Source organism: Shouchella phoenicis, assembly GCF_047238345.1.
Taxonomy (GTDB): Bacteria; Bacillota; Bacilli; order Bacillales; family Bacillaceae_D; genus Shouchella.
Window position 1 is genome coordinate 1,793,785 of sequence record NZ_JBDFMQ010000001.1, and the last position, 24,008, is coordinate 1,817,792.

Annotated in this window: 23 protein-coding genes; 12 read left to right on the forward strand and 11 right to left on the reverse strand. The window is 40.0% G+C overall.

From position 1 onward, the window contains the following. Positions 1–282: 282 nt before the first annotated feature. The 7 genes from ABC361_RS09680 to ABC361_RS09710 all read left to right on the forward strand — a co-directional run bounded on the left by ABC361_RS09680 (position 283) and on the right by ABC361_RS09710 (position 7,424). The gene (locus tag ABC361_RS09680) at positions 283–1,251 is read left to right on the forward strand and encodes a LacI family DNA-binding transcriptional regulator (RefSeq protein WP_413073790.1); all 969 of its coding nucleotides are present in this window, start codon (positions 283–285) and stop codon (positions 1,249–1,251) included. A gap of 162 nt (positions 1,252–1,413) precedes the next feature. After that, positions 1,414–3,564 carry a glycoside hydrolase family 3 N-terminal domain-containing protein gene (locus tag ABC361_RS09685; RefSeq protein WP_413073791.1) on the forward strand — a complete coding sequence of 717 codons (2,151 nt, stop codon included), beginning with the start codon at positions 1,414–1,416 and terminating at the stop codon, positions 3,562–3,564. Positions 3,565–3,582: 18 nt separating this feature from the next. Further along, a complete protein-coding gene (locus ABC361_RS09690; protein ID WP_413073792.1) occupies positions 3,583–4,821 on the forward strand; it encodes an extracellular solute-binding protein in 1,239 nt (412 codons plus the stop codon). After that, positions 4,822–5,748, forward strand: coding sequence for a carbohydrate ABC transporter permease (locus tag ABC361_RS09695; protein WP_413073793.1), 927 nt, complete (start codon positions 4,822–4,824; stop codon positions 5,746–5,748). It abuts the gene before it with no gap. A gap of 10 nt (positions 5,749–5,758) precedes the next feature. After that, positions 5,759–6,586: a carbohydrate ABC transporter permease gene (locus ABC361_RS09700; protein WP_413073794.1), complete on the forward strand. Its 828-nt coding sequence runs from the start codon at positions 5,759–5,761 to the stop codon at positions 6,584–6,586. Between the two features lie 256 nt (positions 6,587–6,842). Next, positions 6,843–7,052, forward strand: a complete 210-nt coding sequence (locus tag ABC361_RS09705) for a hypothetical protein (protein ID WP_413073795.1) — start codon at positions 6,843–6,845, stop codon at positions 7,050–7,052. 213 nt (positions 7,053–7,265) lie between these two features. After that, entirely contained in the window at positions 7,266–7,424 is a 159-nt protein-coding gene (locus ABC361_RS09710) for a hypothetical protein (RefSeq protein ID WP_413073796.1), read from the forward strand. Positions 7,425–7,795: 371 nt separating this feature from the next. Here ABC361_RS09710 and ABC361_RS09715 read toward each other — a convergent pair whose 3' ends face one another. Beyond that, the gene (locus tag ABC361_RS09715) at positions 7,796–8,617 is read right to left on the reverse strand and encodes an SMI1/KNR4 family protein (protein ID WP_413073797.1); all 822 of its coding nucleotides are present in this window, start codon (positions 8,615–8,617) and stop codon (positions 7,796–7,798) included. Between the two features lie 375 nt (positions 8,618–8,992). Here ABC361_RS09715 and ABC361_RS09720 point away from each other — a divergent pair, with 375 nt between their 5' ends. The 5 genes from ABC361_RS09720 (at position 8,993) to ABC361_RS09740 (ending at position 13,457) form a co-directional block, all read left to right on the forward strand. Then, on the forward strand, positions 8,993–10,072 hold the full coding sequence (locus ABC361_RS09720; protein ID WP_413073798.1) for a DUF91 domain-containing protein: 1,080 nt from the start codon (positions 8,993–8,995) through the stop codon (positions 10,070–10,072). An 84-nt stretch (positions 10,073–10,156) separates the two neighbouring features. Then, a complete protein-coding gene (locus tag ABC361_RS09725) occupies positions 10,157–10,339 on the forward strand; it encodes a hypothetical protein (protein WP_413073799.1) in 183 nt (60 codons plus the stop codon). Between the two features lie 171 nt (positions 10,340–10,510). Next, positions 10,511–10,888: a hypothetical protein gene (locus tag ABC361_RS09730; RefSeq protein ID WP_413073800.1), complete on the forward strand. Its 378-nt coding sequence runs from the start codon at positions 10,511–10,513 to the stop codon at positions 10,886–10,888. 169 nt (positions 10,889–11,057) lie between these two features. Then, positions 11,058–11,279 carry a hypothetical protein gene (locus ABC361_RS09735; protein WP_413073801.1) on the forward strand — a complete coding sequence of 74 codons (222 nt, stop codon included), beginning with the start codon at positions 11,058–11,060 and terminating at the stop codon, positions 11,277–11,279. 1,293 nt (positions 11,280–12,572) lie between these two features. Continuing rightward, a complete protein-coding gene (locus tag ABC361_RS09740; RefSeq protein ID WP_413073802.1) occupies positions 12,573–13,457 on the forward strand; it encodes a serine hydrolase domain-containing protein in 885 nt (294 codons plus the stop codon). A gap of 327 nt (positions 13,458–13,784) precedes the next feature. Here the strand turns inward: ABC361_RS09740 and ABC361_RS09745 are convergent, their stop codons facing one another. From ABC361_RS09745 to ABC361_RS09790, 10 genes are all read right to left on the reverse strand, one after another. Continuing rightward, on the reverse strand, positions 13,785–13,913 hold the full coding sequence (locus ABC361_RS09745) for a hypothetical protein (RefSeq protein ID WP_413073803.1): 129 nt from the start codon (positions 13,911–13,913) through the stop codon (positions 13,785–13,787). Then, a complete protein-coding gene (locus ABC361_RS09750; RefSeq protein ID WP_413073804.1) occupies positions 13,910–14,995 on the reverse strand; it encodes a response regulator aspartate phosphatase in 1,086 nt (361 codons plus the stop codon). Before ABC361_RS09750 ends, ABC361_RS09745 begins: the two co-directional genes overlap by 4 nt. A gap of 357 nt (positions 14,996–15,352) precedes the next feature. Then, a complete protein-coding gene (ulaA, locus tag ABC361_RS09755) occupies positions 15,353–16,714 on the reverse strand; it encodes a PTS ascorbate transporter subunit IIC (RefSeq protein ID WP_413073805.1) in 1,362 nt (453 codons plus the stop codon). A gap of 20 nt (positions 16,715–16,734) precedes the next feature. After that, on the reverse strand, positions 16,735–17,001 hold the full coding sequence (locus tag ABC361_RS09760) for a PTS sugar transporter subunit IIB (RefSeq protein ID WP_413073806.1): 267 nt from the start codon (positions 16,999–17,001) through the stop codon (positions 16,735–16,737). A 1-nt stretch (position 17,002) separates the two neighbouring features. After that, positions 17,003–19,084 (reverse strand): BglG family transcription antiterminator, encoded by a 2,082-nt coding sequence (locus tag ABC361_RS09765; protein ID WP_413073807.1) that lies wholly within the window; start codon positions 19,082–19,084, stop codon positions 17,003–17,005. Positions 19,085–19,367: 283 nt separating this feature from the next. Further along, complete coding sequence (locus ABC361_RS09770) at positions 19,368–20,690, reverse strand: TRAP transporter large permease (RefSeq protein ID WP_413073808.1); 1,323 nt, start codon at positions 20,688–20,690, stop codon at positions 19,368–19,370. Continuing rightward, positions 20,691–21,209 carry a TRAP transporter small permease gene (locus tag ABC361_RS09775; protein WP_413073809.1) on the reverse strand — a complete coding sequence of 173 codons (519 nt, stop codon included), beginning with the start codon at positions 21,207–21,209 and terminating at the stop codon, positions 20,691–20,693. Further along, entirely contained in the window at positions 21,206–22,237 is a 1,032-nt protein-coding gene (locus tag ABC361_RS09780) for a DctP family TRAP transporter solute-binding subunit (RefSeq protein ID WP_413073810.1), read from the reverse strand. The genes ABC361_RS09775 and ABC361_RS09780 overlap by 4 nt, the downstream gene beginning before the upstream one ends. A 65-nt stretch (positions 22,238–22,302) precedes the next feature. Next, positions 22,303–23,688 (reverse strand): FAD-binding oxidoreductase, encoded by a 1,386-nt coding sequence (locus ABC361_RS09785; RefSeq protein WP_413073811.1) that lies wholly within the window; start codon positions 23,686–23,688, stop codon positions 22,303–22,305. Then, the gene (locus tag ABC361_RS09790; protein ID WP_413073812.1) at positions 23,676–24,005 is read right to left on the reverse strand and encodes a Zn-ribbon domain-containing OB-fold protein; all 330 of its coding nucleotides are present in this window, start codon (positions 24,003–24,005) and stop codon (positions 23,676–23,678) included. The genes ABC361_RS09785 and ABC361_RS09790 overlap by 13 nt, the downstream gene beginning before the upstream one ends. Positions 24,006–24,008 lie beyond the last annotated feature (3 nt).

A 24,008-nucleotide genomic window follows, 5' to 3' on the forward strand; every position in this document is an offset into this window, starting at 1 on the left:
AACCTGTTGTAAAAGAGAGCTTACACAGTAAGTCAAACATTCTTTTTAAAGAGTAAAAGACAACTCAACTGGCGATGAGGCTTTTCCTAATTCAAAGAATACAGAAAGTGCTAAGATCATGTCACGAAGAGATGGTTTAAGTCTCAGATGTGAAATCTTTAGAACGGTTTTTACGATGAACTTATTAGGGCTAAAGACGCTTTTGTGGAATGCCAAACATTGACAACGGTCTAAACTGCTGTAACATAGAAACGATACCACTCAAAAGGGGGACATGCGTACATGGTAAGCATTCGAGACATTGCAAAAAAAGCAGGCGTCTCTATGACGTCTGTTTCGTATGCGTTAAACGATAATCCAAAAGTGTCGAAGAAAACAACGGCACACATTAAGCAAATTGCCGCAGAGTTAAACTACCGTCCAAACGCCGCTGCCCGTACACTCAAAGCAAGAAAAACGAGAAAACTGGGCGTCTTTATTAAAGAGAACAAAGGGATCTTTTACGGCGATATCTTAGCGGGTATTATCGAAACGAGTGCACAAGCTGGCTTTGATACGGTTGTGTGCACGGGCGAAAATGCCACCGATGCACTGGCAGATGGCTCCGTAGATGGGGGTATTGTCATGGATGATTTGATCACCTCAGACGAAATTATGAGACTCGCTGATGGTGGCAAGAAGATGGTTGTGCTCGATCGCACGTTTTACCACAAACATGTGCGACAAGTGTTGCTTGATAATCAAAAAGGAGCCACGCAGATGATTGCTCATCTTCAGGCGCTTCAAGGGGAGAAAACCTTTATAGTTACGGGGAGCCCGAACAATTTTGATAGTCAAGAACGATTAAAAGCGGTTCAAGTATTTTTTAGTAACCATGCACCTACGTATCCAGTTGACATTTTGGAAGGCGAGTTTGAGCTAGATGGTGGGCTGGACGCTGCGAGACGCATTCATGCTCAGTGGGATGGCAAACCCATCCGTGTTTTTGCGCTATCAGATAGCATGGCGGTTGGAATGCAGCGCTATTTTCAAGAGAAGGGGTTGACGATCGGGAACGATATCAAACTGGCTGGTTTCGATAATAGCTTATTAAGCCAGTATATTACGCCACCATTAACGACCGTGGATTATTCAACAAAAGAGTGGGGCAATGAAGCTGCTCACGTGTTGATGGCTTTAATCGCAGACGAAGAAGCGCACGATTCCCTTATCGCAACGACTTTAATGATACGGGCCTCTACCCATACATAATGTGGCGAGGCCTTTAAAATTTCTCTTGCATTCTGTTTTCATTCAGACGTATACTAGTCACAACATAGAAAGTGAAACGTTAAACCTAATAAAAATAGATGGTATGTATATTTTTTTGCATATAAGGTGAAACGTTTCACCAAAAAGGTATGAGGTGTACGAATGAAACAAGAACAACTTGAACAATTGCTTTTGAAGATGAGCGTTAAAGAAAAAGTGGGGCAACTTACCCAGTTTGCAGGAGCCTTTTATATGAAACATGACGATGGCACCCCGGTGACGGGACGAATTGAATTTCCAGTAGAGGACGACATGCTTGACGTTAGCGGCTCGGTTTTAGGGATTGCTGGATTTGAAAAAGTCAAAGCCATTCAAGAAAACCATTTACATCGTAGCCGTCTCGGGATTCCGTTGTTGTTTATGGCGGATGTAATAAACGGATTTCAGACCATCTTTCCGATTCCCTTAGGACTTGGTGCGACGTGGGAGCCATCGCTTATCGAAAAATTGCAAGCGGTTGCATCAAAAGAAGCATCAAGCGCAGGTTTACATGTAAGCTTTGCACCAATGGCTGATTTAGTGCGCGATCCTCGGTGGGGACGGGTTATGGAATCGACTGGAGAAGATCCTTATTTAAATGAACGCTTTGCTGCGGCGACCGTTAGTGGTCTTCAAGGGCGTAGCGAGACGATTTCCAATGATCATATTGGCGCATGTGTCAAGCATTTTGCAGCGTATGGGTTGTCAGAAGGCGGACGTGACTATAATACCGTGGACCTGTCAGAGCGAGAGTTAAGAGAAATGCACATGCCTGCATATAAGGCGGCTCTTCAAGCAGGCGCAAAATTAGTGATGACGGCCTTTAATACGGTTAATGGCATGCCGGCAAGTGGGAATGCACCGTTATTACGAGGGATGTTACGAGACGAACTCGATTTTGAAGGCGTCGTCATTTCCGATTTTGACGCTGTGGAAGAGTTGGTGGCACACGGGGTAGCAGAGAACGAGTCCGTTGCGGCACAAAAAGCCCTACAAGCAGGGGTTGATATTGATATGATGAGTCTTTCCTATGCGCGATCGTTATCGTCTCTTGTGGAACAAAACCTCATTGATGCGTCTCTTCTCGATGAAGCTGTTCTGCGCGTGCTTGAATTAAAAAACGAGCTTGGTTTGTTTGAGGACCCGTATCGCGGAATGAGTGTAACAAATGAGCAAGCCGTGCTGAATGCAGCAGAGCATCGGAAATTAGCATGTGAAGTGGCAGAGAAAAGCATGGTATTGTTGAAAAATCAGAACGTTCTCCCACTAGAACGAAACAGATCGATTGCGCTTGTAGGTCCTTATGCCGATAACCCCGATTTGTTGGGGGAATGGTCCATTTTTGGCAATATGGAGGAGACCAAGACGCTAAAAGATCGCTTGCCAGACGCACGTTATGCGCAAGGGTCGGCACTTTATCACCGGGAAGAAACGCTGCTACTTGAAGCCCTTGACGTCATGGCTCAGGCAGATGTGATCGTGCTCGCTTTAGGCGAAGGGCGAGATCGAAGTGGAGAGGCGAGAAGTCGGGCATCGATTACGCTTGCGCCTTGTCAAATCGAGCTCTTGAAAAAGGCACATGAGACAGGAAAGCCGGTTGTTGTGACACTATTTAACGCACGACCAATAGATCTGACCGACGTAGAACCTTATGCTGATGCGATTTTAGAATGTTGGCATCCTGGTTCTGAAGGAGCACAGGCAGTCGTGAATGTGTTGTTCGGCAAGACCAATCCAAGCGGAAAATTAACGATGTCGTTTCCACGAGCCACAGGACAAATTCCGGTTTATTATAATGCCTATAAAACGGGTCGCCCGTTACCTGAAGGCAGTGAGGAGCGTTTCTATTCGCGCTATATTGATATTCCAAACGAACCGCTTTACCCGTTTGGCTTTGGACTGAGCTATGCTGCGTTCACCTATAGCAATCGCCGAATCAGTCAGTCGGAGTTGAATCCATCGTCTACGTTAATCGTTTCAGTCGATGTAACCAATACAAGTCTTGTTGCAGGGGAGGAAGTGGTTCAGCTCTATATCCAAGATGTGGTCGGTGAAGTCGTGCGGCCGGTAAAAGAATTAAAAGGATTTGAGAAAATCTCGCTTTTACCGAATGAAACAAAAACCGTTTCATTTGAGATCGATTCGGAGATGCTTCGTTACCATCATAGTGATTTATCTTATGCGAGTGACCCTGGGCTGTTTCATGTATGGATGGATGGAAGTAGTGTCTGTGAGGACGAAGGAAAATTGACGTTTACGTTTCACACGTCTTAAAGGAGAGGGGTATGACCAGTGAAAAAACGTTTTTTAGGCACAGCCGGGCTTGCTATGTTGTTGGCTGGGTGTTCCACAGCAGATGATGAGGGAGTAACCCTGGACGTTTGGGCGATTGGTTGGGAAGCGGAACAGCTTGTCAATGAAGGCTATATCCAAAGATTTGAAGACGAAAACCCAGGTGTCACGGTGAATTTGCAAGCCATTCCGTGGGGGAACATCTATGATAACCTGCTAACCGCAGTCGCATCCGGCAATGGCCCAGATGTCGTACAAATGGGGACGTCCTACATGGCTGATTTCGCGAGCACAGGATCGTTCTTGCCTTTGGACGCTTATGTGGAGGACTTCCCAAACTTAGACCCTGATCATTTCTTTGAAGGTGCAGTCGATTCATCGATTTACAACGGAGAGCTCGTCGCCGTTCCGTGGTACGTCGAAACACGCGTTCTTTTCTACCGAACCGATTTACTCGCAGAGGTTGGGTATCCTGAAGGACCAGATTCTTGGGAAGAATTATACGATGCGGCAACAGCTTTATACGATCGAGGTGATGGGTTGTACGCCATGACCATACCAGAAAATGACGACACGCTTCCGTATATTTTTGCTTGGCAAAATGGGGTTGAGTTTGAAACGGCTGATAAAGGCGTCGACTTCTCGGATCCTGCTTTCGTTGAATCCGTCGATTTTTATACGCGATTTTTCAAAGAAGACCTTGCGCCACTTGGCCTCGGTTTAGATCCGATGCAATCGTTTGTAGACGGCATTCAACCGATGACGTTTGAACCGCCATTTCGCTACCAACAGCTCATTGATAATTATCCGGACTTTGATGATTGGGATACACGAATGATGCCAGGGAAGGAAAATAACCTGTCTGTCATTGGTGGGTCAAATATGGCCATCTTTGAATGGACCGACCATCCTGAAGAAGCGGTTACGTTCCTTTCGTTTCTGACCGATCGCCAGACGCAGATTGATTATTTTACTGATGTTCGAGTGCTGCCTCCGCGTATGGACGCGTGGGACGATCCTGCGCTTCAAGAAGATGAGCGGTTTTACACGTACTATGAACAGCTTCAAAACGCCAGGGCACAGCCGCAAGTCTTAAACTGGAATCGAATCAATGATGAATGGAAGCGTTCAGAACAACGAATAACGAGAGCAGGCGCTGACGTGGAAGAAGAGATTGAAGATTTTCGATCGCGCATCGAACCAATGATCATAACCGATGATGGCAAGGAGGCCAATTAAATGGAAATCGTGCGAAAGAAAGCAATCAAACCATCTCATGAGGGGAAACGCCCCATCTCGTCTGTTCCCTATGTGTTTATTGCGCCAGCTGTACTCTTACTGCTCGTTTTTGCAGTGCTTCCCATTATCATCGCACTCGGCATTAGTTTTACAGACATGGATTTGCGTGGGATTTCTAACTGGACCAACATTTCCTTTGTCGGAATTGAAAATTATCGTGTCTTAATGTCCGATCCGATTTTTTGGACCGCCATGTATAATACGTTTTTTTATGTCATCATTGGCGTGCCGCTTGTCATTTTTAGCTCGTTAGGGGCCGCTTTATTGTTGAATTATAGTGCAACGAAAGTGTTTCGCTTTTTTCGGGTCATCTATTATATGCCGGCAATCACCAATATTGTCGCGATTGCTGTAATCTGGGGGTTTCTCTATAACGTCTCCTACGGGTTGTTCAACCAAATGCTCAGCGTCTTTAACGCAGGACCGATTCCGTGGTTAGAAGATCCAACAATCGCCAAGCTCTCGCTTATCCTGTTAGCTGTTTGGAAAGGCATTGGGATTAACATGTTGATTTACTTAGCCGCGCTTCAATCAATTCCAAAAGATTATTACGAGGCGGCAACGATTGATGGGGCGAGTCGCGTTCAGCAATTTTTCAAAATTACGTTTCCGCTGTTAGGGTTTGCGACATTCTTCATTACCGTGACCACACTTATTGGTTGGCTGCAATTTTTCGAAGAACCGTTCGTCATGACAGAAGGGGGACCATTAGATGGCACAATTTCGATTGCGCTCTTTATCTATCAAGCTGGTTTTAGCTACAGCAATTTTGGCTATGCTGCCGCTGCGTCCTTTGTGCTCTTTATTATTATCATCATCGCGACACTAATACAGTTTAAACTACGCCGTAAACAAGGCGAGATGTAAGGAGGAGGCCATGGCAACGAAACAACGCTCAAAAGTCGAAAAAGGTTTTGTATCCGTTCTTCTCATAGGAATCGGGTTTATTCTATCCATTCCGTTTATCTGGATGCTTCTCTCGGCGTTTAAACCCAATCCAGAGCTTATTCAAATACCGGTCCGTATTTTCCCAGAAACATGGACATTTGAAAACTTTACTCGTCTCTTTACAGAGATGAATTTTGGTACCTATCTACGCAATACATTGATTTTAGTTGGATGTGCTCTGATCGGGCTTATCTTCAATGCAATGGCAGGTTATAGTTTTGCGAAGTTCGATTTTAAAGGCAACCGGCCTTTGTTTTTCTTAGTGCTTGCGACTATGATGATTCCCGGACAAGTGACCATGATTCCGGTTTATCTCATCCTTAATCAAATGGGGTTAACGAATACCATGCCCGGCATCGTGTTACCTGGTCTTGTGGCCGCATTTAGCATCTTTTTGTTCAAACAATTTATGACCACCATTCCTGATGCCTTATTAGAGGCGGCTAGACTTGATGGAGCGGGGGAGTTTTTTATCTTTTTTAAGTTGGTGCTTCCAATGGCAAAATCGATTCTCGCCGTTCAAGGAATTTTGGCGTTTATTGGCGCATGGAACAGTTTTCTTTGGCCTCTCATTGTGGCCAATTCACAAGAACTTTACACTCTCTCGGTCGGACTTGCGCTCTTGCAAGGACAGGCAGGGGAAAACTACGCCTTGCAAATGGCTGGTTCCGCAGTGATGGTTGTGCCGATTTTAATCATCTTTGCGATTTTTCAAAAGTATATTGTCGATGGGTTTACCATGTCAGGCATTAAATAGCGGGAGTGTTTTAAACGAATATAAGACTGATACAGTTCAATGTGTTGGTCAGTTGGTTTGTGAAAAGGTGGCCGCAATTTGATGAAGAGAATGATCGCGAATATGGAAAGCGGCAAGTGACTGCTTTTCATATGGATCGTTCTCTTTTTTTGTCTAGCAAAGTATGGACTCGATTCGGTTAGACTGCGAAAGAAAGTGTTTTGTTTTTCACTTTTTGGGAATATCATCCATAAGTCGAAATGATGGAGGATCTTATATGGCTTCTTTTAAAGAAAGAGCGCGACATTCAAGATTCCAAGGCATACTGGGTACTATTTTTGTCCTCCCTATTATTGCTGTTCTCGGTTTACTAGACGTTATTCCAGTTTCTAATACGCTGTCATGGCTAGCTCTAGGTGCATTTGTTGTCGGTGTAGTCGTATTTATTGTTTCTTTTAAAGGCAAAAACCCAGCAGACGAATCATGACACAAAGCCATTCACGTCGAATGGTTTTTTAAATGTTTAGTTTATGGATACTACGAAGTATATCGAACTACAACGGAACTTTTTAATGCTCAATAAAAGGTGCATTTTGCTTGCTGGAGAACTGAAATTTTTCTAAAAAGAATGGAATCATGGATGCATAGCACACACTGCATAAAGACCTATTTTATGTTATTGTGATCGTGAGGTGAAAAAATGTCCAGAAACCAGAAAGCGCTGTTCGTAATTGCTATGGGTGTGGCAGTTGGTGTTTTAGGTTATTTTCTCGTAATGAAAGTGTGGTTACCCAATATGATGGGGCCGACTGAAATTAATTTTTCCTCCCTTTTTCGTTTTATTTACTCTACACTTTGACAAAAAAAAGGTGAGTGAAACCTGTGTAATGGGTTTATTGGAGCGTTTGCACCTAAAACGAAAACGATTAGCTGCTTCTCCATAGCTAATGAATTAAGCGTAACATTAAAGATGTAGGTAGTGAAAATTGAGTTAAAAAGCGATTAATGGGATGCCTTTTTATAGATGGCAATAGGAACGTCGAGGTAATCTCTTCAGTTCAAACATGTACACCTCACCAAGTGGCGAGGCTTAAGGGACTATATGTACAATAAAGCCATGAGGGCCATTCCATGAACCTGCCTTGGATAGTCAGCATTTACCCTAATTGAATTTTTTATATACTTTAAATAAAAAGAAACCGCAATTTTGGTTTTTTTTGCTATGTGTATTCATTTTTTCTGGATATGTAGCTGTTCAATTTTTTCTGCGTATTTCTGTATCTCATAATCTCTGTGATTTTTCATGATAGAAATTGAATCAGTTATTGTTTTGTCTTTAGCAATAATTTCTGAATTAGCTTTATTTATTGTTTTGTACAACTCTTCAGCAGCCTCTGAGATAATACCTTCATTGAAATCACCTTTGGTATTAATTACCGTGTTAATTTGCACAAGCAGCCAATTTGTATCTGTGTTAAGGTCGTTCGCGTATTGAATTAGAGCAAAACTTTTATCGCTGATTGTTCCGTGTTCAAAAGCTTCTTCAGCTTCTTCAACAGAAAAATGAGTTTTATCACCCTCAAAAATAATATCGTCTAAATTGATTTGGTCATTTTCGCTATTGCCGTAGAGATTCTCTATAAAATCTTCAAAGTTATCGGCAAGAATAAAGTCTTCTTCTGTTTCAACATCGAAGTAGGTTACGACTGGGTTCATGCTCTTTCTATAATCAAGTGCAATCCAAATCTCACCTTCACCGCTGAGTAGTACAATATTATCAGGTAAGCCCCATTCATTTTTGAAATATTCGCTTTGTAAGATTCCCTCATCAGAATCTTTACTTGCGCCCATAAGGTAATTAATCGTTATAGTGTTTTGGTCAATTGTTATTTTGTTTTTATTTAAACTACCGCCATTTTGAAGCATCATTAAATTCTTATAGCTCTGAGGTAGTTTTAACCCAATTTTATTTTCAACAATAGTAAAATCATCGCTTTTTACTTCTTCTAACTGATAAGGATCCATAACCATATCCTTAAATAAATTCACCATTTTAAAACCTCCTAAGTACAATTATTTTAACAGATATTGGTTTGAGAAGGGATGAGGATTGGATACAACTCGATAGAGACTGCTTTAAGAGATTAAAGGATATAAAGTGAGTCTTACATAAAAAAGAAATCGAAGGATTAAGTTCATGGAGGTGCATACTGGGGAGTATAAGACGATAATATAGTAGTTAAATTTGTCCATTACACTACGCATTTGCTTTCACATACAAACAAATAAGGTCTCGAATCATCGGGCTCCATCTATAATGATTGTTGAAATGTCGTTCGTAGAAAGTACTATCGTGAAAAGTGTCAATCGAATCACGATGGGACATGTGCTATAGTAAATCAAACTGAGTGAATGAGGGGTGGCGTGATGCCGGTAGAAGTAGGGGTTTGGAGAGTGTCAGGTGAACAAGTAGATAAAGTTAATTTTTCATCTATTGAGTCCGAACGACGCTTGGAAGAAATTTTGATTAAAGATCTAACCGTCCTATCTGAAGATTTAATCTTAATTGGGAGTCAAGTTTTAACCGATTACGGTAAATTCATTGACTTGCTGGCGATGGATGCAGAAGGGGATTTACATATCCTTGAATTAAAACGGAACCGAACACCGCGTGATGTCGTCGCTCAAACGCTAGATTATGCTTCCTGGGTGGAAGGGTTAACGTTTGAACAAGTGATTGAACTGTTTGAACAAAAGAACGAAGGAGCGCGACTCGAAGAAGCATTTGAAAGCAAATTTAATGAACCATTGCCAGAGACGCTAAATACCTCACATCAGATGACGATTGTTGCTTCTTATTTAGATGTGGAAACGGAGCGTATCATTGGCTATTTATCGTCTCACTACAATGTGCCCATAAATGCCGTTTTCTTTCGTTATTTTGAAAGTGAAGGCAATGAATACATCACCCGAAGTTGGCTCATTGATCCAAACACGGTGGAGGATAAAGCGGAATATACAGCGAACGAGAAGAAAAAGGAAAAATGGAATAAGCAAGATTTTGTTGTAAACTTTTTAAATGATGTGCCAAATCGAAGCTGGGAAGATGCGCGCACCTATGGCTTTGTCTCTGCAGGGGGTAACCGCCGTTATTATTCTACTTTAGGACGACTATTCGTAGGAGCGAGAGTGTTTGCCTATATGCCAGGTGCCGGCTACATGGGGGTTGGTACCGTGACGGAAACGGTTAAGCCACTGAAAGATGTCACATTTTACATAGATGGGGAAGAGTGTTCCATATGGGATTTGGATCTGCAAGCCAAAGAAATCACCTATGGAGCGGATGATCCCGATGAATGTGAATACATCGTTAAGATCGACTGGACCGCAACCGTACCTGTTGAGAAAGCTTACAAAGAAAAAGGACTAAAAGCGAATCAAAACATTGCGTTTAAACTCAACAGCCAGTTTACCATTGATAAAGTGACCAAATTCTTTAATCTCTAAATCGTCTTAACCGTGTATTTATTCATACTCATAACCTAACTGCAAGAGGAACGCTCAAAATTTTTTGTGACAAGGAGGGGACTTATGGAAGCTGTGTTTTTAATTCTAGCCATTATCTTTTTTGTGTCAGCGCTAGCGGCACTTATTAGTACCGTGTTAAACAAGGGATTTAAATCATTACTTCGTATACAAGATACGAAATGGGTCGGCCTCTTTTTTGCAGGCTACGTGTTAAGCTTTATCGTGTTTCTCTTTATAGCGAATTAGCTTTTTGGCTAGGTAATAAAATGTAATTGGCGCGAGTGTAGATAGTCACTTTGAGATTGCCTGTATTATTGCGGACAGAATAGAGATCCTTTATTATTTAAAAAGAAATGTACCAGAGTAAGGATAAGTAGCAGACGTAATAAAAGTTCGATCTGTAAAAAGGGGATTCACATGCAAATAGCGTATAGCAGTCACGTAGAGACGTTAAACCACTTACCATTTCATATTAATAAGATTAATAGTGCCTTTTGCTTCGAGGAAGATCTAATCCAAACAATCTGTAAAGGAAACGAAGCTCTGTTCAAAAAACATTTCTATTACAAGGCATATTTAGCTGTATTTGAGTTTGATGGAAAATATCCGCTCATTAATGTACTTAACACAGCTTATGTAGTTTCTGAAACACTAGCAGACACGAATGATAAAAATAAGGAAGAACATGAGCTCGAGCAATCCTTGCGCTCCTTTATGGAAGAGCTAGCAGCTATTACTAGCGAAAAACCGATACAAGCGTTTTTAAGCAAGCTTGTTTCGACAGCTATGAATTAGCCGTCAAGTGAGTTATAAAACCCTTCCAAATTAAGTTGGAAGGGTCCTCGGTGTAATAGTTTATCTTTTGGCAATAAAAGATAATATAAGTGTCAATATCCCTTTTTTAATTATAAGAATTTTTTGATATAATAGAAATGGTAAAAAAGATAATAGTTGGAGGGGTTGGATGAAGATCAAGTTAACTTTTGAAAATGGCATTAAAGAAATGGCAAGTCCAAAAGGTAAAAGCACTCATGTGATAGGATTTTTATATAATATGATACATAAAATTGAAGACAATGAAAGTATTGAAGTTACTAACAGTGAGGATGCTTTTTCTAAAACGACATGGCAGAACCTGAAGACTATTGAAATCGAAATCGAGGAAAATGACAAGATGGAACCTTAGTTTTATGTTAAGACAGACCTTACTTAAGGTGGAAAGCTCTCTGTAGTTGTAACGGCTTGGCTGCTTTTTCAAATTCTAATGCAATTACGAATGCATGGTCTTCAGATAAAGATATAAAGGTGATGTACAAATATGTTCTTATTCATTGTTCAAGTTTTAACTGGTCTAATTTATATTCGAGTATATAATTTTGTTCAAAAACACTCGTCCGAAAAGTTTAACCATAAACCACTGGACATTAAATACTTGATTGGCCATCTTTGTGCTTTACTTTTTACAATTTTATTTGCATTCGTTCGAAATGGTCAACCAATTATTAGAGAGTACACTTTAGACCTTGTTATAAATGGGGGAATAGTATTAGCATCAATACAAACAATGTATGGGGTTATACTATTGTTACTTAGGCTTCTGAACAAACGAGAAATGTATGAAAAATACACAAAACCATTGCGATAATTGAATAAAATTATATTTTGGCACAAAGAATCAATTTCAGATTGTAAACCATTACTTTCCATCAAGTTTGGAGTGAATTATATGATCGGTTTCTTGGAGAGCACGTCAGCATTCAGTCATTTAGTGCTATTGTTTTGTTCGTTTATTTTCTACAGGAAACTTAAGAGAGCTAGACAGGAAAGGAAACTCACACGGTTCGAGAGTGTAATAATGGTTTTAATACTGCTTGGTGTGTTTTCTTGGTTTATTTCATTTGTTTTCTTGCTGTAAAGAAACAAAAAAAGTTTTTTCTTTTTAAAAATTCAGTAAAAATATATTTTGAGACAAAGTCCATTATAATGAAACATACAAAAAGAGTGTTGATTTTGGAGCGATGAAATATATACACCCCAGTATTAACTAATGGAAGTAAACGTTCCGTAAACAATAGATGGTATTCAATTAGTCCTAAATTAAAAAGGAAGATTTATTTGTTTAGAGATTTGGAATATGAACACCTATGAAGAAGTAATAACTATTTATAGGCGAAAAATAAAATTTGGCCAGGAAATTCTATAGGTATAGGAAAAGTGCATAAATATAAGAGTAATCCATACTGGATTTCAATGACTGCTTTTTACAAGGATGAAATCAACGGAAGTGTTATGGCTTGGGAGTAGGCAGATGAGAAAAGACTTAATATTAAAAGGGATTTACAAAATGCAATCTTGATTACATAAAGCTTCTCGTTGAAAAAATTGAATCTGCATTAAAACTTTGTAAATCTATTGGCTTTAAAACTAAGAAAAAAGAAAAAGCTATTTGGTAAATATATAAGGGAGGATTCTCAGGCGAATGAAATCTTTAACCGATTTTGAAAAAATAATAAAAAAAGATAAAATTGATAGTGTCCTTGTACAGAAGAATAATACCATGATTTTTGAATATTATCGAAACCAAAAGATGAAAGAAAAACAACATAAAATATATTCTGTTACAAAAAGCATCTTATCCGCATTAATTGGAATTGCGATTGACAAAGGGTTTATCAAAAATATTAATACCCCAATAATTCATTATTTCCCGAAATTTAATAAAGATAAAGAAAATGAGAGAATTACAATTAAGCATCTTCTAACAATGACTACAGGACTACACTGGCCAGGGAATAATGGTATGATACCGAGTAAAAATTGGGTCAAATTTGTACTGCAGCAGGACATTGAATATCCTCCTGGAAATGAAATGGTTTACAGTTGTGGTTCTTCACAGTTGCTAAGTGCGATTTTAAAAAAGGCTACAGGATTAGATACTGAAGACTTTGCTAAAAAGTATTTATTTACATCTCTAGGAATAACAGATTACAAGTGGAACCGAGATGCTCAAGGGATAGCTATCGGTGGATTCGGATTAACAATGAAAACGGCTGATATGTTAAAAATCGGTACGCTATATTTAAACAATGGAGTATGGAAATCTAAACAAATCGTGCCATATCATTGGATTGAGGAATCTACAAGTTCAAAGATCAAAACTGATAATCATTATTCATACGCATATCATTGGTGGAACATAACATCCGACAATCAAGTAGGTAGAATTTTTTTTGCGATTGGACATGAAGGACAGTATATTATTGTCGCACCTAACTATCAATTAGTAACAATTTTTACAAGTAGTTTTAAAGATGGTGCAACAAGACCTTTGCAATATTTTAGGGACTATCTATTAGACCATTAAAGGGTAGATGAGAAATCAATCTAAGTTTATACACACTTTAAAGAGAATGTACAAACTTTCTTGTCTCATTCGTACATAGTTTTTTATTCTTGAATACAAACACAGTAGCGGGAAAGGAATTTTATTTATAAGTTTACATAATATACATTACAGGAACCTAAATAAAAATAAGAAGATCCGTCTCAATAACTGAGAATACTTAATGTTTTGAGACAGAATTTAATTTCAATAAAAAGTAAGGCATTTATATCTGCATTAAAGTTTTTTTACTAAGCCAGTTTCAATCTTTGTTTCATTTCCAATTGTCTTCTGTGAAGAATTTTTGATTCACGCATAATCGGTCTTACTTCTCGTTTCAATAGTTGTCTTATCATTTAAACTTGCATTCATGTCCATTGAGATCGGTGTCACTGTTAATAAAGTAATCGTAAGTACAGCAAACAAATACTTTTTCATTCTTGACCATCTCCAATCATTTCTGGTTTTAGTTTTGCATTATAGGCAATCTTAAAGTACTTTATTACATTTTCATTATCACCTTTTTTCTCAAAGATTTCAATTAATTCTTCAGCAAGTTCACGAACTTCAAAGAAAAACCCTGACTCATTTAATTCATTTATTGACTCATCAACCATATTGTCATCGTTGGTTATGTATAATCCTTCTATAAACTTGCAACGAGTTTGGAATTCGAAGTTTTTGTAATATTGAACACTAGCCTTAGCTTTTCTAAATGACTCAATTGCTTCTTCAATTTTACCAAGTTTAAATCGAGCATGTGAAAGCTCAGTTAGTGCCTTCATGCCATAGTAAGAATTTCTGATTTCCTCAATCTCTAGTGTTTTTTCAAAGTAATGTTCGGCCGCCTTATACTCTGATTGAAAAAATTTACTAAGTCCAATTGCTTTTAGTATGATACCTGTTGTTGTTGGAGATGTACTTTCTTCAAGGCACTCTTTTAATATTTGTTCACCCTTCTTATATTGTTTTAATTCTACGTAAATGGCTCCTATCACTTGCTTGTTATTAACAGCGTTATATACCAAGCCTAATCGTCTAAAAGCTGTTTCAGCTTGCTCTAAATAGGAGAGTGCAAGCAGGTGTTGATCTATGCGATAATATGCATATCCCATATAACCTAAGAAATCTGCCTCTTCCATATCGTCTTTAACGTGTTCTAATAAACGTTCGGCTTTTCGAAACATTTTTATCGCAGTTCTATATCTTTGATTATTAAATTCGTCTTGTCCGCTTATAAAATAATAAAGATACTTCAAATAACGATCCATCTCGGACTCCACAAATTTAAATTTGTCCTCAAGGGGTTCATTTATACTACTCTTATCAAGAATGTTATCGTGCCTATACTCTACAAGTGAGTAGTAAGCTAGTATTTTATCATCCTCTTCCATGCTTTTGAGCATTTGTTTTGCTTCGTCTTTTAATAAGATTGCTTCTTCATAAGAATTGGAAAGAATACAGCTATACCATTCTACGATCTTTGCTCCCACTTTTGCCGAGGGGATTTTTTCGTACACGTCATCACCTACTTTTTTGATTTTTCTAATATAGGATAATATTACCATATAAATCATAGGTTGTGTCGAATGATTTAGATTTCCCAACATGAATGTAAATATTGGGAAACACTGCTACAAAGGCAAAAAAAGAACATTTAAGCAAATAGTTTAATCTTAAATGTTTTGTATCATGTTGTAATTCTATATCTTTTGTACGAATCAACGGTGATGTCTTACCCTTCTGACATCCCATCTATCTCCATCTCTACGAAGTCAGACAGGTTAAGTCAATCAAATGTAAATGCATACGTGTAATGATAAAGAAACCAGATTCATATTGAACCTGGCCTCCATATGTCATGTATTTAACTTGCTTTATGAGTGATTTGAATCAGCAGGTTCTTTTCTCGTCTTAATACCAATAAAGAAGAACAAAGCAAGCAGCGCAAGGATTATGAGCGCAAAGATGATAGTTGAATTAATTTGCTGGCTCATTAAGCCAAGTGCGATCCCAATTACCCCAAAGTCTGAATCCCCAAATGTGGTACTTTGGAAGCCGAGGTCACCTAATACTGGTAAGAGAAGAGCTGGTAGGAAACTAATGAATACGCCATTCACCATTGCACCAATAATGGCCCCTCTTCTGCCACCTGTCGCATTTCCAAATACGCCTGCTGCTGCACCGGTAAAGAAATGTGGAACAAGACCAGGTACAATTACTGCTAAACCAAAGAGTGGAAGGAACATCATGCTTATTAATCCAGCAGCAAAGCTGAATAGAAAGCCAATGATGACCGCATTGTTGGCAAACGGGAAAACCGCCGGTGCATCAAGAGCTGGCTTGGCATTTGGAACAATTTTATCTGCGATGCCTTTAAAGGCTGGAACGATTTCGCCAAGCAACATTCTTACACCGGTTAAGATAATGTAGACACCGGCTGCGAAGGTTAGACCTTGCATAAGTGAGAAGACTAAGAAATTCTGGCCATCACTTAATTGGGTTTCAATAAAGCTACTTCCTGTAAAGAAGGCGACCACTAAGAATAAGATAACCATTGTTAAGGAAACGGCAACAGTGGTATCTCGTAGAAAGCCAAGTGATTTTGGTACTTTAATTTCTTCTGTAGATTTCTCTTTATTTCCAACCCATTTTCCAATAGTTGCAGAAGCATAGTACCCGAATGAACCAAAATGACCAACTGCAATGTCGTCAGATCCTGTGATTTCACGAGTAAACGGCTGAAGCATCGCTGGAAGTAAGACCATTAATGACCCTAGGATAATGGCCCCAAGTGCTACTAATGGAACGCCAGACATTCCAGCTGTTGTTAAAATAACCGCTATGAGGCACGCCATAAACATAATATGGTGCCCTGTTAAAAAGATATATTTAAATGGCGTAATACGAGCAAATAGAATGTTTGCCACCATCCCAAAAAGCATAATCATGGCTGTTTCGGTTCCAAACGCATCTTGGGCGATGGCAACAATGACTTCATTATTCGGAATGACACCGTTTACATTGAAAGCGTGGTTGAACATGGCGCTAAATTGGTCTAGTGATTGAGTAATGACCATCGCACCGGCTCCTAAAATAACAAAGCCGAGTACGGTTTTTAACGTCCCAGACACCACATCAGCCACTGCTTTGCGTTGGGCGAGCAAGCCGATGAGTGCAAAAAGACCAACCAGTAATTCTGGTGTACCTAAGAGATCGTTCATGATGAAATCAATCATTGTGATGGACCCCCTTTCTGTTATACGTGTTGGTCAAGAGCTGTACGCAATTCATTCTTGTCTAAAAGATTTTTCAGGCCTACTACATGACGAGACCCATCTTGTAAATTCGAAACAATGTCTTCAGATCCAATATACAAATCTGCTTGCTCAGTTTTCGCTGTCGTCAAATCTGTATGTGAAACATCAGCTTCCTTTTGCAGGTCTTTCAAGATTTGCTTGGCGTTCATCTCCACAATCATAGAACTTCCTAAACCATTTCCGCATACGACTAATACTTTTTTCATTTTAATTTCCTCCTTCATTCTTCTGGTGAAGAACGATTTCAATGTCTTCGGCTGTTGAACTTTCTAAAATACGGTTTACATTTTTTTCATCAGAGAGAAGCTCTGATAATTGCGATAGTGCTTTTAAATGAGTCTCATTATCGATCGCAGCTAATACAATAATTAATCGTGCGTCATGTTTGGCTTCATTTGAAAACGGGACCGCCTCATTGACCTTCAACATACTAATGCCTAACTTTTTCACGCCCTCTTCAGGCCTAGCGTGAGGCATGGCAATGAGTGGTGCAATGACAATGTATGGACCGTTTGTCATGACGTTTTTTATCATCGCATCGATATACGAGTCATCGATGTGTTCTTTTTTCACGAGCGGTTGCGCGGCTACAGAAATAGCATCTTGCCAAGACGAAACCTTTTGCTGAACCGCAATCATACTTTTATCTAGTAGTTCATGTAACATTGGTTTGTACACCTCAAATCTAATACTCGTTGGGCGAAAGTACGGTTCTAATTTACGAGTTAATTCTTCCTTTTGTTGAATGTCGGTATATTGTTCAATAATTTGCATGACACTCTCAAAATCAGAACGCTTCAACCGTGCCGGATCCATAAATTGTTGCAACTCTCGAAAGATGGTCGCCTTTTCAGATTCTCCTAAAATGGCTGGTACATAGATAACGGGAATAGTCGATTGACTGATATAGGTCGTCGAAAAAGCAATATCTACGTTAGGTTCATACGATTTAAACGACCGCACCGGGATGTAATTCAAAAACTCAACTTCCGGCAATAACCCCTCGAGTTGTGAAAAAAGCATTGACGAAGCCGCAATCCCGTTCTCGCAAATGACGACCGCTTTATAGGCTTTGTGGCGCTTCTCTCTTTTCTTATTAATCCACCCACCAAAGTGCATGGCGATAAGAGCAATTTCTTCTCTTGGGATCTCGACGTTTACGTATTGTTGCAGTGGCTGTAACGCTTGCTCCGTTAATGTATACACTTCTTTTAACTGTTGTTCAATAAAGGGTAAATACCGGTTACTTAATGTTTGGTCGTATTTCAATCGATAATAGGCTGGTTTAATGTGAGCAACTAAATTCTTGTACAAACGGTCTTTGTCTTGAAAATTCACACCACTGTTGTACTCAAACTGGGCAATGATGTCTTTGGTGATTTGCGAAATGTCCGTTTGTTCAGTTTGATGAAGACGCGCGGATGCATCTGTTACACGAGAACTTAGTATGCGAATAACAAGCAATAAGCACTCGGAATGTGATAACAACCGAAACCCTTTACGCTGTAGGCGAGCACTTAATTCTGTCACAGCTTTAAAAGCAGGGCTTTGAATCAAAACATCTTGCTCAGCTTGTTCAATCCATATTTCATGTAGCGGACGTTGATAAATGAACAAGAGTGTAAGCCCCAAGGCGAGGCGTACTTGCTGGTTAAATGTAATCGCTAAAGCCATTTCAAGCTTTTTAATCTCCTGCTGTAAAACCACTTCTACATGCTCTGTGGTCGAATGGACTTGATGAAAGAGCATCTTTCTCACTTCATCAAAAGCATCATCTGTCACTGTTTGAAGGATTTGTTGAATCTTTTGCCACAGCGCATACTCGCTACCAGTTAACTGATATCCTTTTTGTTTGTCGTACGTAAGCAAGATGCCATCCTTTTGGAGTTGCTCAGAAAGTGACGCAAGGTCTTTAAAAATTGTCCCTCGACTCACTTGAACGATGTCCATCAATTGTTTTGAAGAAACAAACGACTGTTGAAGGAACAAATGCGCTACAAGGACATAATGTCGTTCTTCCTGACTCAAGCGATAGGCCCATTGGTCTTTTAACGAAATTAGTGTGGATAATCGTTCTTTTGTTGCATGCTCTAAAAATAAGCCTTCTCCATATTTCCGTTGAATGGCTGGAACGTGATTTTCAATGAGCCAATGGTCCACTTCATTTAAATCATGGTATAGCGTACGTTTTGACACACCGAGATTCTCCGCTAACTCGACCGGGTTAATCGGTGACGTTAATGAGTGAAGATAAGATAGAATGGCGATTCTTCTTTGATCTAAAACCACAAAGGTCGCTCCTTACAAAATTCAATTTTGCACATTATCTCAAAGCCATATCTGGAGTATATACGCAATTGTTAAAGGTGTTAATAGCTTTGATTATGCAATAAACGTACAATTCAATTTTGCAAAAGTATACGCTAATGCAGAAAAATTATGCAACAATCGAGAGTCAAACCATTGAGACTAAAAAAAGAATAACGGTAAAACGTTACTCTTTTCTGGGTTTTGATCGATATCATGCTTACCCTCTTTTACGTTCAACATGTGCGTACCCGCTCTTACTATCTTACACACCTAATAAATTAGGTAATGTATTTGAAATCGCTGGAAAGTACATGACAAGAAGTAAGACAAGAATACTTGCAATCAAATAAGGTCCTATTCCTCGAACGATACTTTCTGACGAGACCCCTGAGATGCCACTAGCGACAAAGAGATTCAATCCGACCGGTGGAGTAAATAGACCAATGGCTAAACCAACTGTCATCATCACCCCAATGGTCGTCGGATCTACCCCTACCTCTAATAAAACTGGCATGAGTAAAGGAATAAAGATATAAAAAGCTGATATGGTGTCAATAAAAGCACCTACGATGAGCAAGATGACGGCCACAAGTAGCAACAGAATGAGAGGGTTCGTAGTGAGCTGTAAAATCGTTGAAGTCATTGTGGCTGCAATTTTTTGTGTTGTGATAATGTAAGAAAAAAGAGAGGCAACCCCAATAATGAGCATGATGACTGCTGACTGAACTGACGCATCTACCAATATCTTTGGAATATGCTGGAGCTTTAATTCTCTATAGAAGAAAAACCCAACCACAAGGGAATAAAATACTGCTACAACAGCTGCTTCGGTGGGAGTGAAAATTCCTGAATAGATCCCTCCTAATATAATGACGGGAATCAATAGACCTAATGAAGCTTTAAGAAATGCTTTTAACACCTCAACACCCGGGGCTTTCTCAACGGTAATGGCAATTTCTTCATTTTCACGCTGTGATTGTTGGTTTTTTTTATTAACAATCATGCTTGCAATTAAAAGGCTTAGGGCAAGGAGAATCCCTGGAACAATCCCTGCAATAAACAAACGTCCAATTGAAATGCTAATAAAGTCACTGGCAATCACGCCAAATACAATAAAGGCAATACTTGGTGGTAAAATAATACCTAGTGAACCTGAGCTTGCTACTAATGCAGAGGCAGAATGGGCTTTAAAACCATTTTTCACGAGAGCAGGAATTAAGATGGCACCCATAGCAGCAACTGTAGCCGGTCCTGATCCAGATATGGCAGAAAAGAAAAAGGCGGCAACGATTGTGACAATTACGATGCCATTTTTTCGGTGACCGAAAGCCAAATAAGCAAAATCAATGAGACGATTGGAAATTCCTGAATACCCCATTATGACCCCAGCTAAAACAAAGAAAGGAATGGCCAACAAAGTAAATGAGGAGATCGATGAATACATGATACTGGGAAGCAGTCCTAGCGAAGACCAGCCTGAATCTAGTAGCAGTACAATGATAGCTGCGATCCCCAATGAAAAGGCTACGGGCAGATTGATAAAAATCAAGAGGAAAAAGATCGCGAACATAATCGCCGTTAACATTTATACTTTCGCCTCCTTCGATTCATTATCCGAATTCGAATCAACACTGCGCTGACCTTTAGTGCGCTTTTTTAAACGATGAAGCATCATTTCGATGGTACGAATGATACAGAATAGCGACCCTATTGGAATGGCTAGCGTAAATAACCATTGAGGAATGGATAAAGCAGGTGTCACCCTTCCCCGTTCCCATTGACTAAGAGCAAGTTCTAAGCCAAAGAGAAGTGTTAAACTCAAAAAAATCAGCATTAAAAGGCTCGTCATCAGAATGAGACCCCGCTGGATTTCAGGCTTAAATTTATCGAAGAAATATTGAAACCCAAAATGTGCCTGGCGTTTAATGGCAATGGATGCGCCAACAAAGGTACTTAACACGAACAGGTTAATCGTTATTTCTTCAGCAAATGCAAAGGATGTATCAAATAAATAACGGGAAAGTACGTTTGCAAATGTTATGAGAGCCATTCCAGCTAAAGAGAACATAACAATCGCATGCTCTAAATACGTTAAGATCCTCATTGTGCGTCCTCCTCGCTCCCATTGGCTTCTCGTAAAAAGGTTTCTAAGTTTTTTGCACCCCATACGTCACGAAAATCGTCATATACTTGCTGAGAACTTTCTCGAAATTGTCCAATTTCGTCATCGGTTGGATAATAAATGTTCATGCCCTTCTCTTCTAATTCTGTCAATTGTGCTTGTTCTTTTTCTCTAGTCCGGTTAATTTGATAGGCATTGGCCTCGGAAGCAACTTTTTTTATGAGTGCTTGGTCCTCAGGTGGTAAAGAATCAAATAGCTCTTTATTCATGCCGAACACGAGCGCATCATACACATAGTTCCACATCGTCATGTATTGTTGTACTTCTATTAAACCTGCCGAATAAGTAACATCCACGGGGTTCTCTTGCCCGTCAATGGTTCCTTGTTGCAGTGCGGTATAGACTTCGGAAAAAGCCATTGTGATCGGATCCGCTTCTTGAGTACGATACAAGTTCGTGAAAACACCCATACTAGGAACTCGAATTTTAAGATGATCCAGGTCCTCAGGACTTGTGATCGCACGTGTATCATTGGTAATTTGACGAAACCCACTTTCACCAAACCCAAGAGGTTCAACGCCCCTCTCTCGTAACATTTCATTAATAATCTCTCCGCTTTGTCCTTGTAACACGCGCTCTGCGTCATCAAAGTCATTAATTAAAAAAGGAGCACTTAAGACGCCGAATCGTGGGTCAATGCCCGCATAAATAATGCTTGAGTTGTAAGAAAAATCTTTCAAGCCATCCATAAGTTGTTCAACGCCTGCCTCAGGATTCCCAGCAGACAGTTGTTCATTGGTATACACATCAACAAGGAAGCGACCGTTACTTTGTTCTTTCAAGTCTTTGGCAAACTTTATGGCCCCTTCATACCAGGTTGAGCCTGGCCCTACGGTTACGCTCATCTTCCACTCATAAACCTCTTCCTCTGTTGTGGCATTACTGCTGCAGCCAGCCACTCCTATGATCGAAAGCATAAGCAGGCATAGTTGTACATATGGTTTAGCCATGTCGCCCTCCTTTTAATTAAAGCGCTTACATTTTTTGGTTGGTTTCATGACGTCTTTCACAGACGTCATGATATATAAATGTTTTTATTGGGGTTAAACAGATTCGTTGGGTCAAGTGCGCGCTTGATCGCTTTCATTACGTGAAGCGCATCGCCATGTTCTTCTTCTAAATACTTTACTTTGCCGATTCCAATGCCATGTTCGCCAGTACATGTGCCCCCTTTTGCTAATGCAAAACGAACGATGGTTTCGTTGTAGGATGCTACGTTCTCAAGTTCTTCTTTATCTAGGGGGTCTACTAATAACAAGGCATGAAAGTTTCCGTCTCCGACATGACCGACAATTCCAGCCTCTATACGCTGTTCCAATGCTGTGTCTCGCGCATGGGACACGGCCTCAGCGAGTGCAGAAATAGGGACGCACACATCTGTTACCATTAGCCTTTTCCTAGGATCACTATGTGTAAAGGCATAGGCCAGGTTATGGCGCGCATGCCAGAGCTCTTGGCGTTCTGCATTGCTTTGGGCTACGTGGAACTGACTCGCATGATAGTCTTGCATGATGCTCTCGCAAAAAGATAGATCATGGTGAATGGAGGAAGCATTCCCATGGAATTCAAGAAATAATGTCGGGTGTAATGGGTAATGAGTGTCATTGTGCTGATTAATTTTTTCCATGGAGTATCCATCAATTAATTCTATTCGGGCTATCGGGATCCCTGATTGCAGAACGGCTGAAACCGAAGATACCGCGTCATGGATAGACGGAAATTGCACACGACCGGCTATTATTTTTTCGGGAATACCATACACTTTAATCGTGATTTCGGTGTAACAGCCGAGTGTGCCCTCTGCTCCAACAAATAAGTTGTTTAAATCGTAGCCAGAAGAAGATTTGGCAGCGCGGTTTCCGCTATGAATGGTCCTTCCGTCTGCTAGCACAATCTCTAAGTCACGAACTTGGTCCCTCATCACGCCATATTTAACAGAGTTCGTTCCACTAGCATTGGTGGCAACCATTCCGCCTATGGTGGCATTGGCGCCAGGATCCACAGAAAAGAAAAGGCCATATTTTTTTAGCTCTTTGTTTAACTGGTCTCGCGTGACACCTGGCTGTACGGTCACTAACAAATCCTTTTCATCAATTGATAAAACTTCATTCATGAGACTGAAATCAATGACAATGCCTTTTTCGTATGGAATGACGTGCCCTTCTAAACTCGTACCTAGGCCATAGGGGTATATTTTTTCATTATACGCTTCGGCAAGTTGAACGATGGTGACGACGTCTTCTGTTGATGATGGATAGACGACGATATCTGGCATGGCTGATACGTGATAAGATTCATCGTTACTATGGAGTGAGCGCTGTGACTCACTAACGTATACTTGATCGTGGTTTAGTTTCGACCGCAATTCTTGCACAATAGGAGAAATTTTTACAGTCGACATATCACGTCCTCCTTTGTGGCAAGGTAAGCTCCTTCTACTTGTTGAATGATTTTGACGGTGTCTCCTATTTGAATCTGTTGATCGGTACAACGGACGGACAAACGTGTATGTTCCTGTATGTCAATGAGTGCAATAACATATGGAGAGAGTGATTGATAGGCATCAGGCGCTGCATGAATGGTTGTATGTGAATAGACTGTTCCTATTCCTTCTACAAACGTTTCTGTAAACTCGTCGCTTAAGCAACGTGAACAATAGATCTTTTCTTCAACCCAACAATGCTTGCAATGTTGGCATGTATAGAGCGGAATTTCCATGTT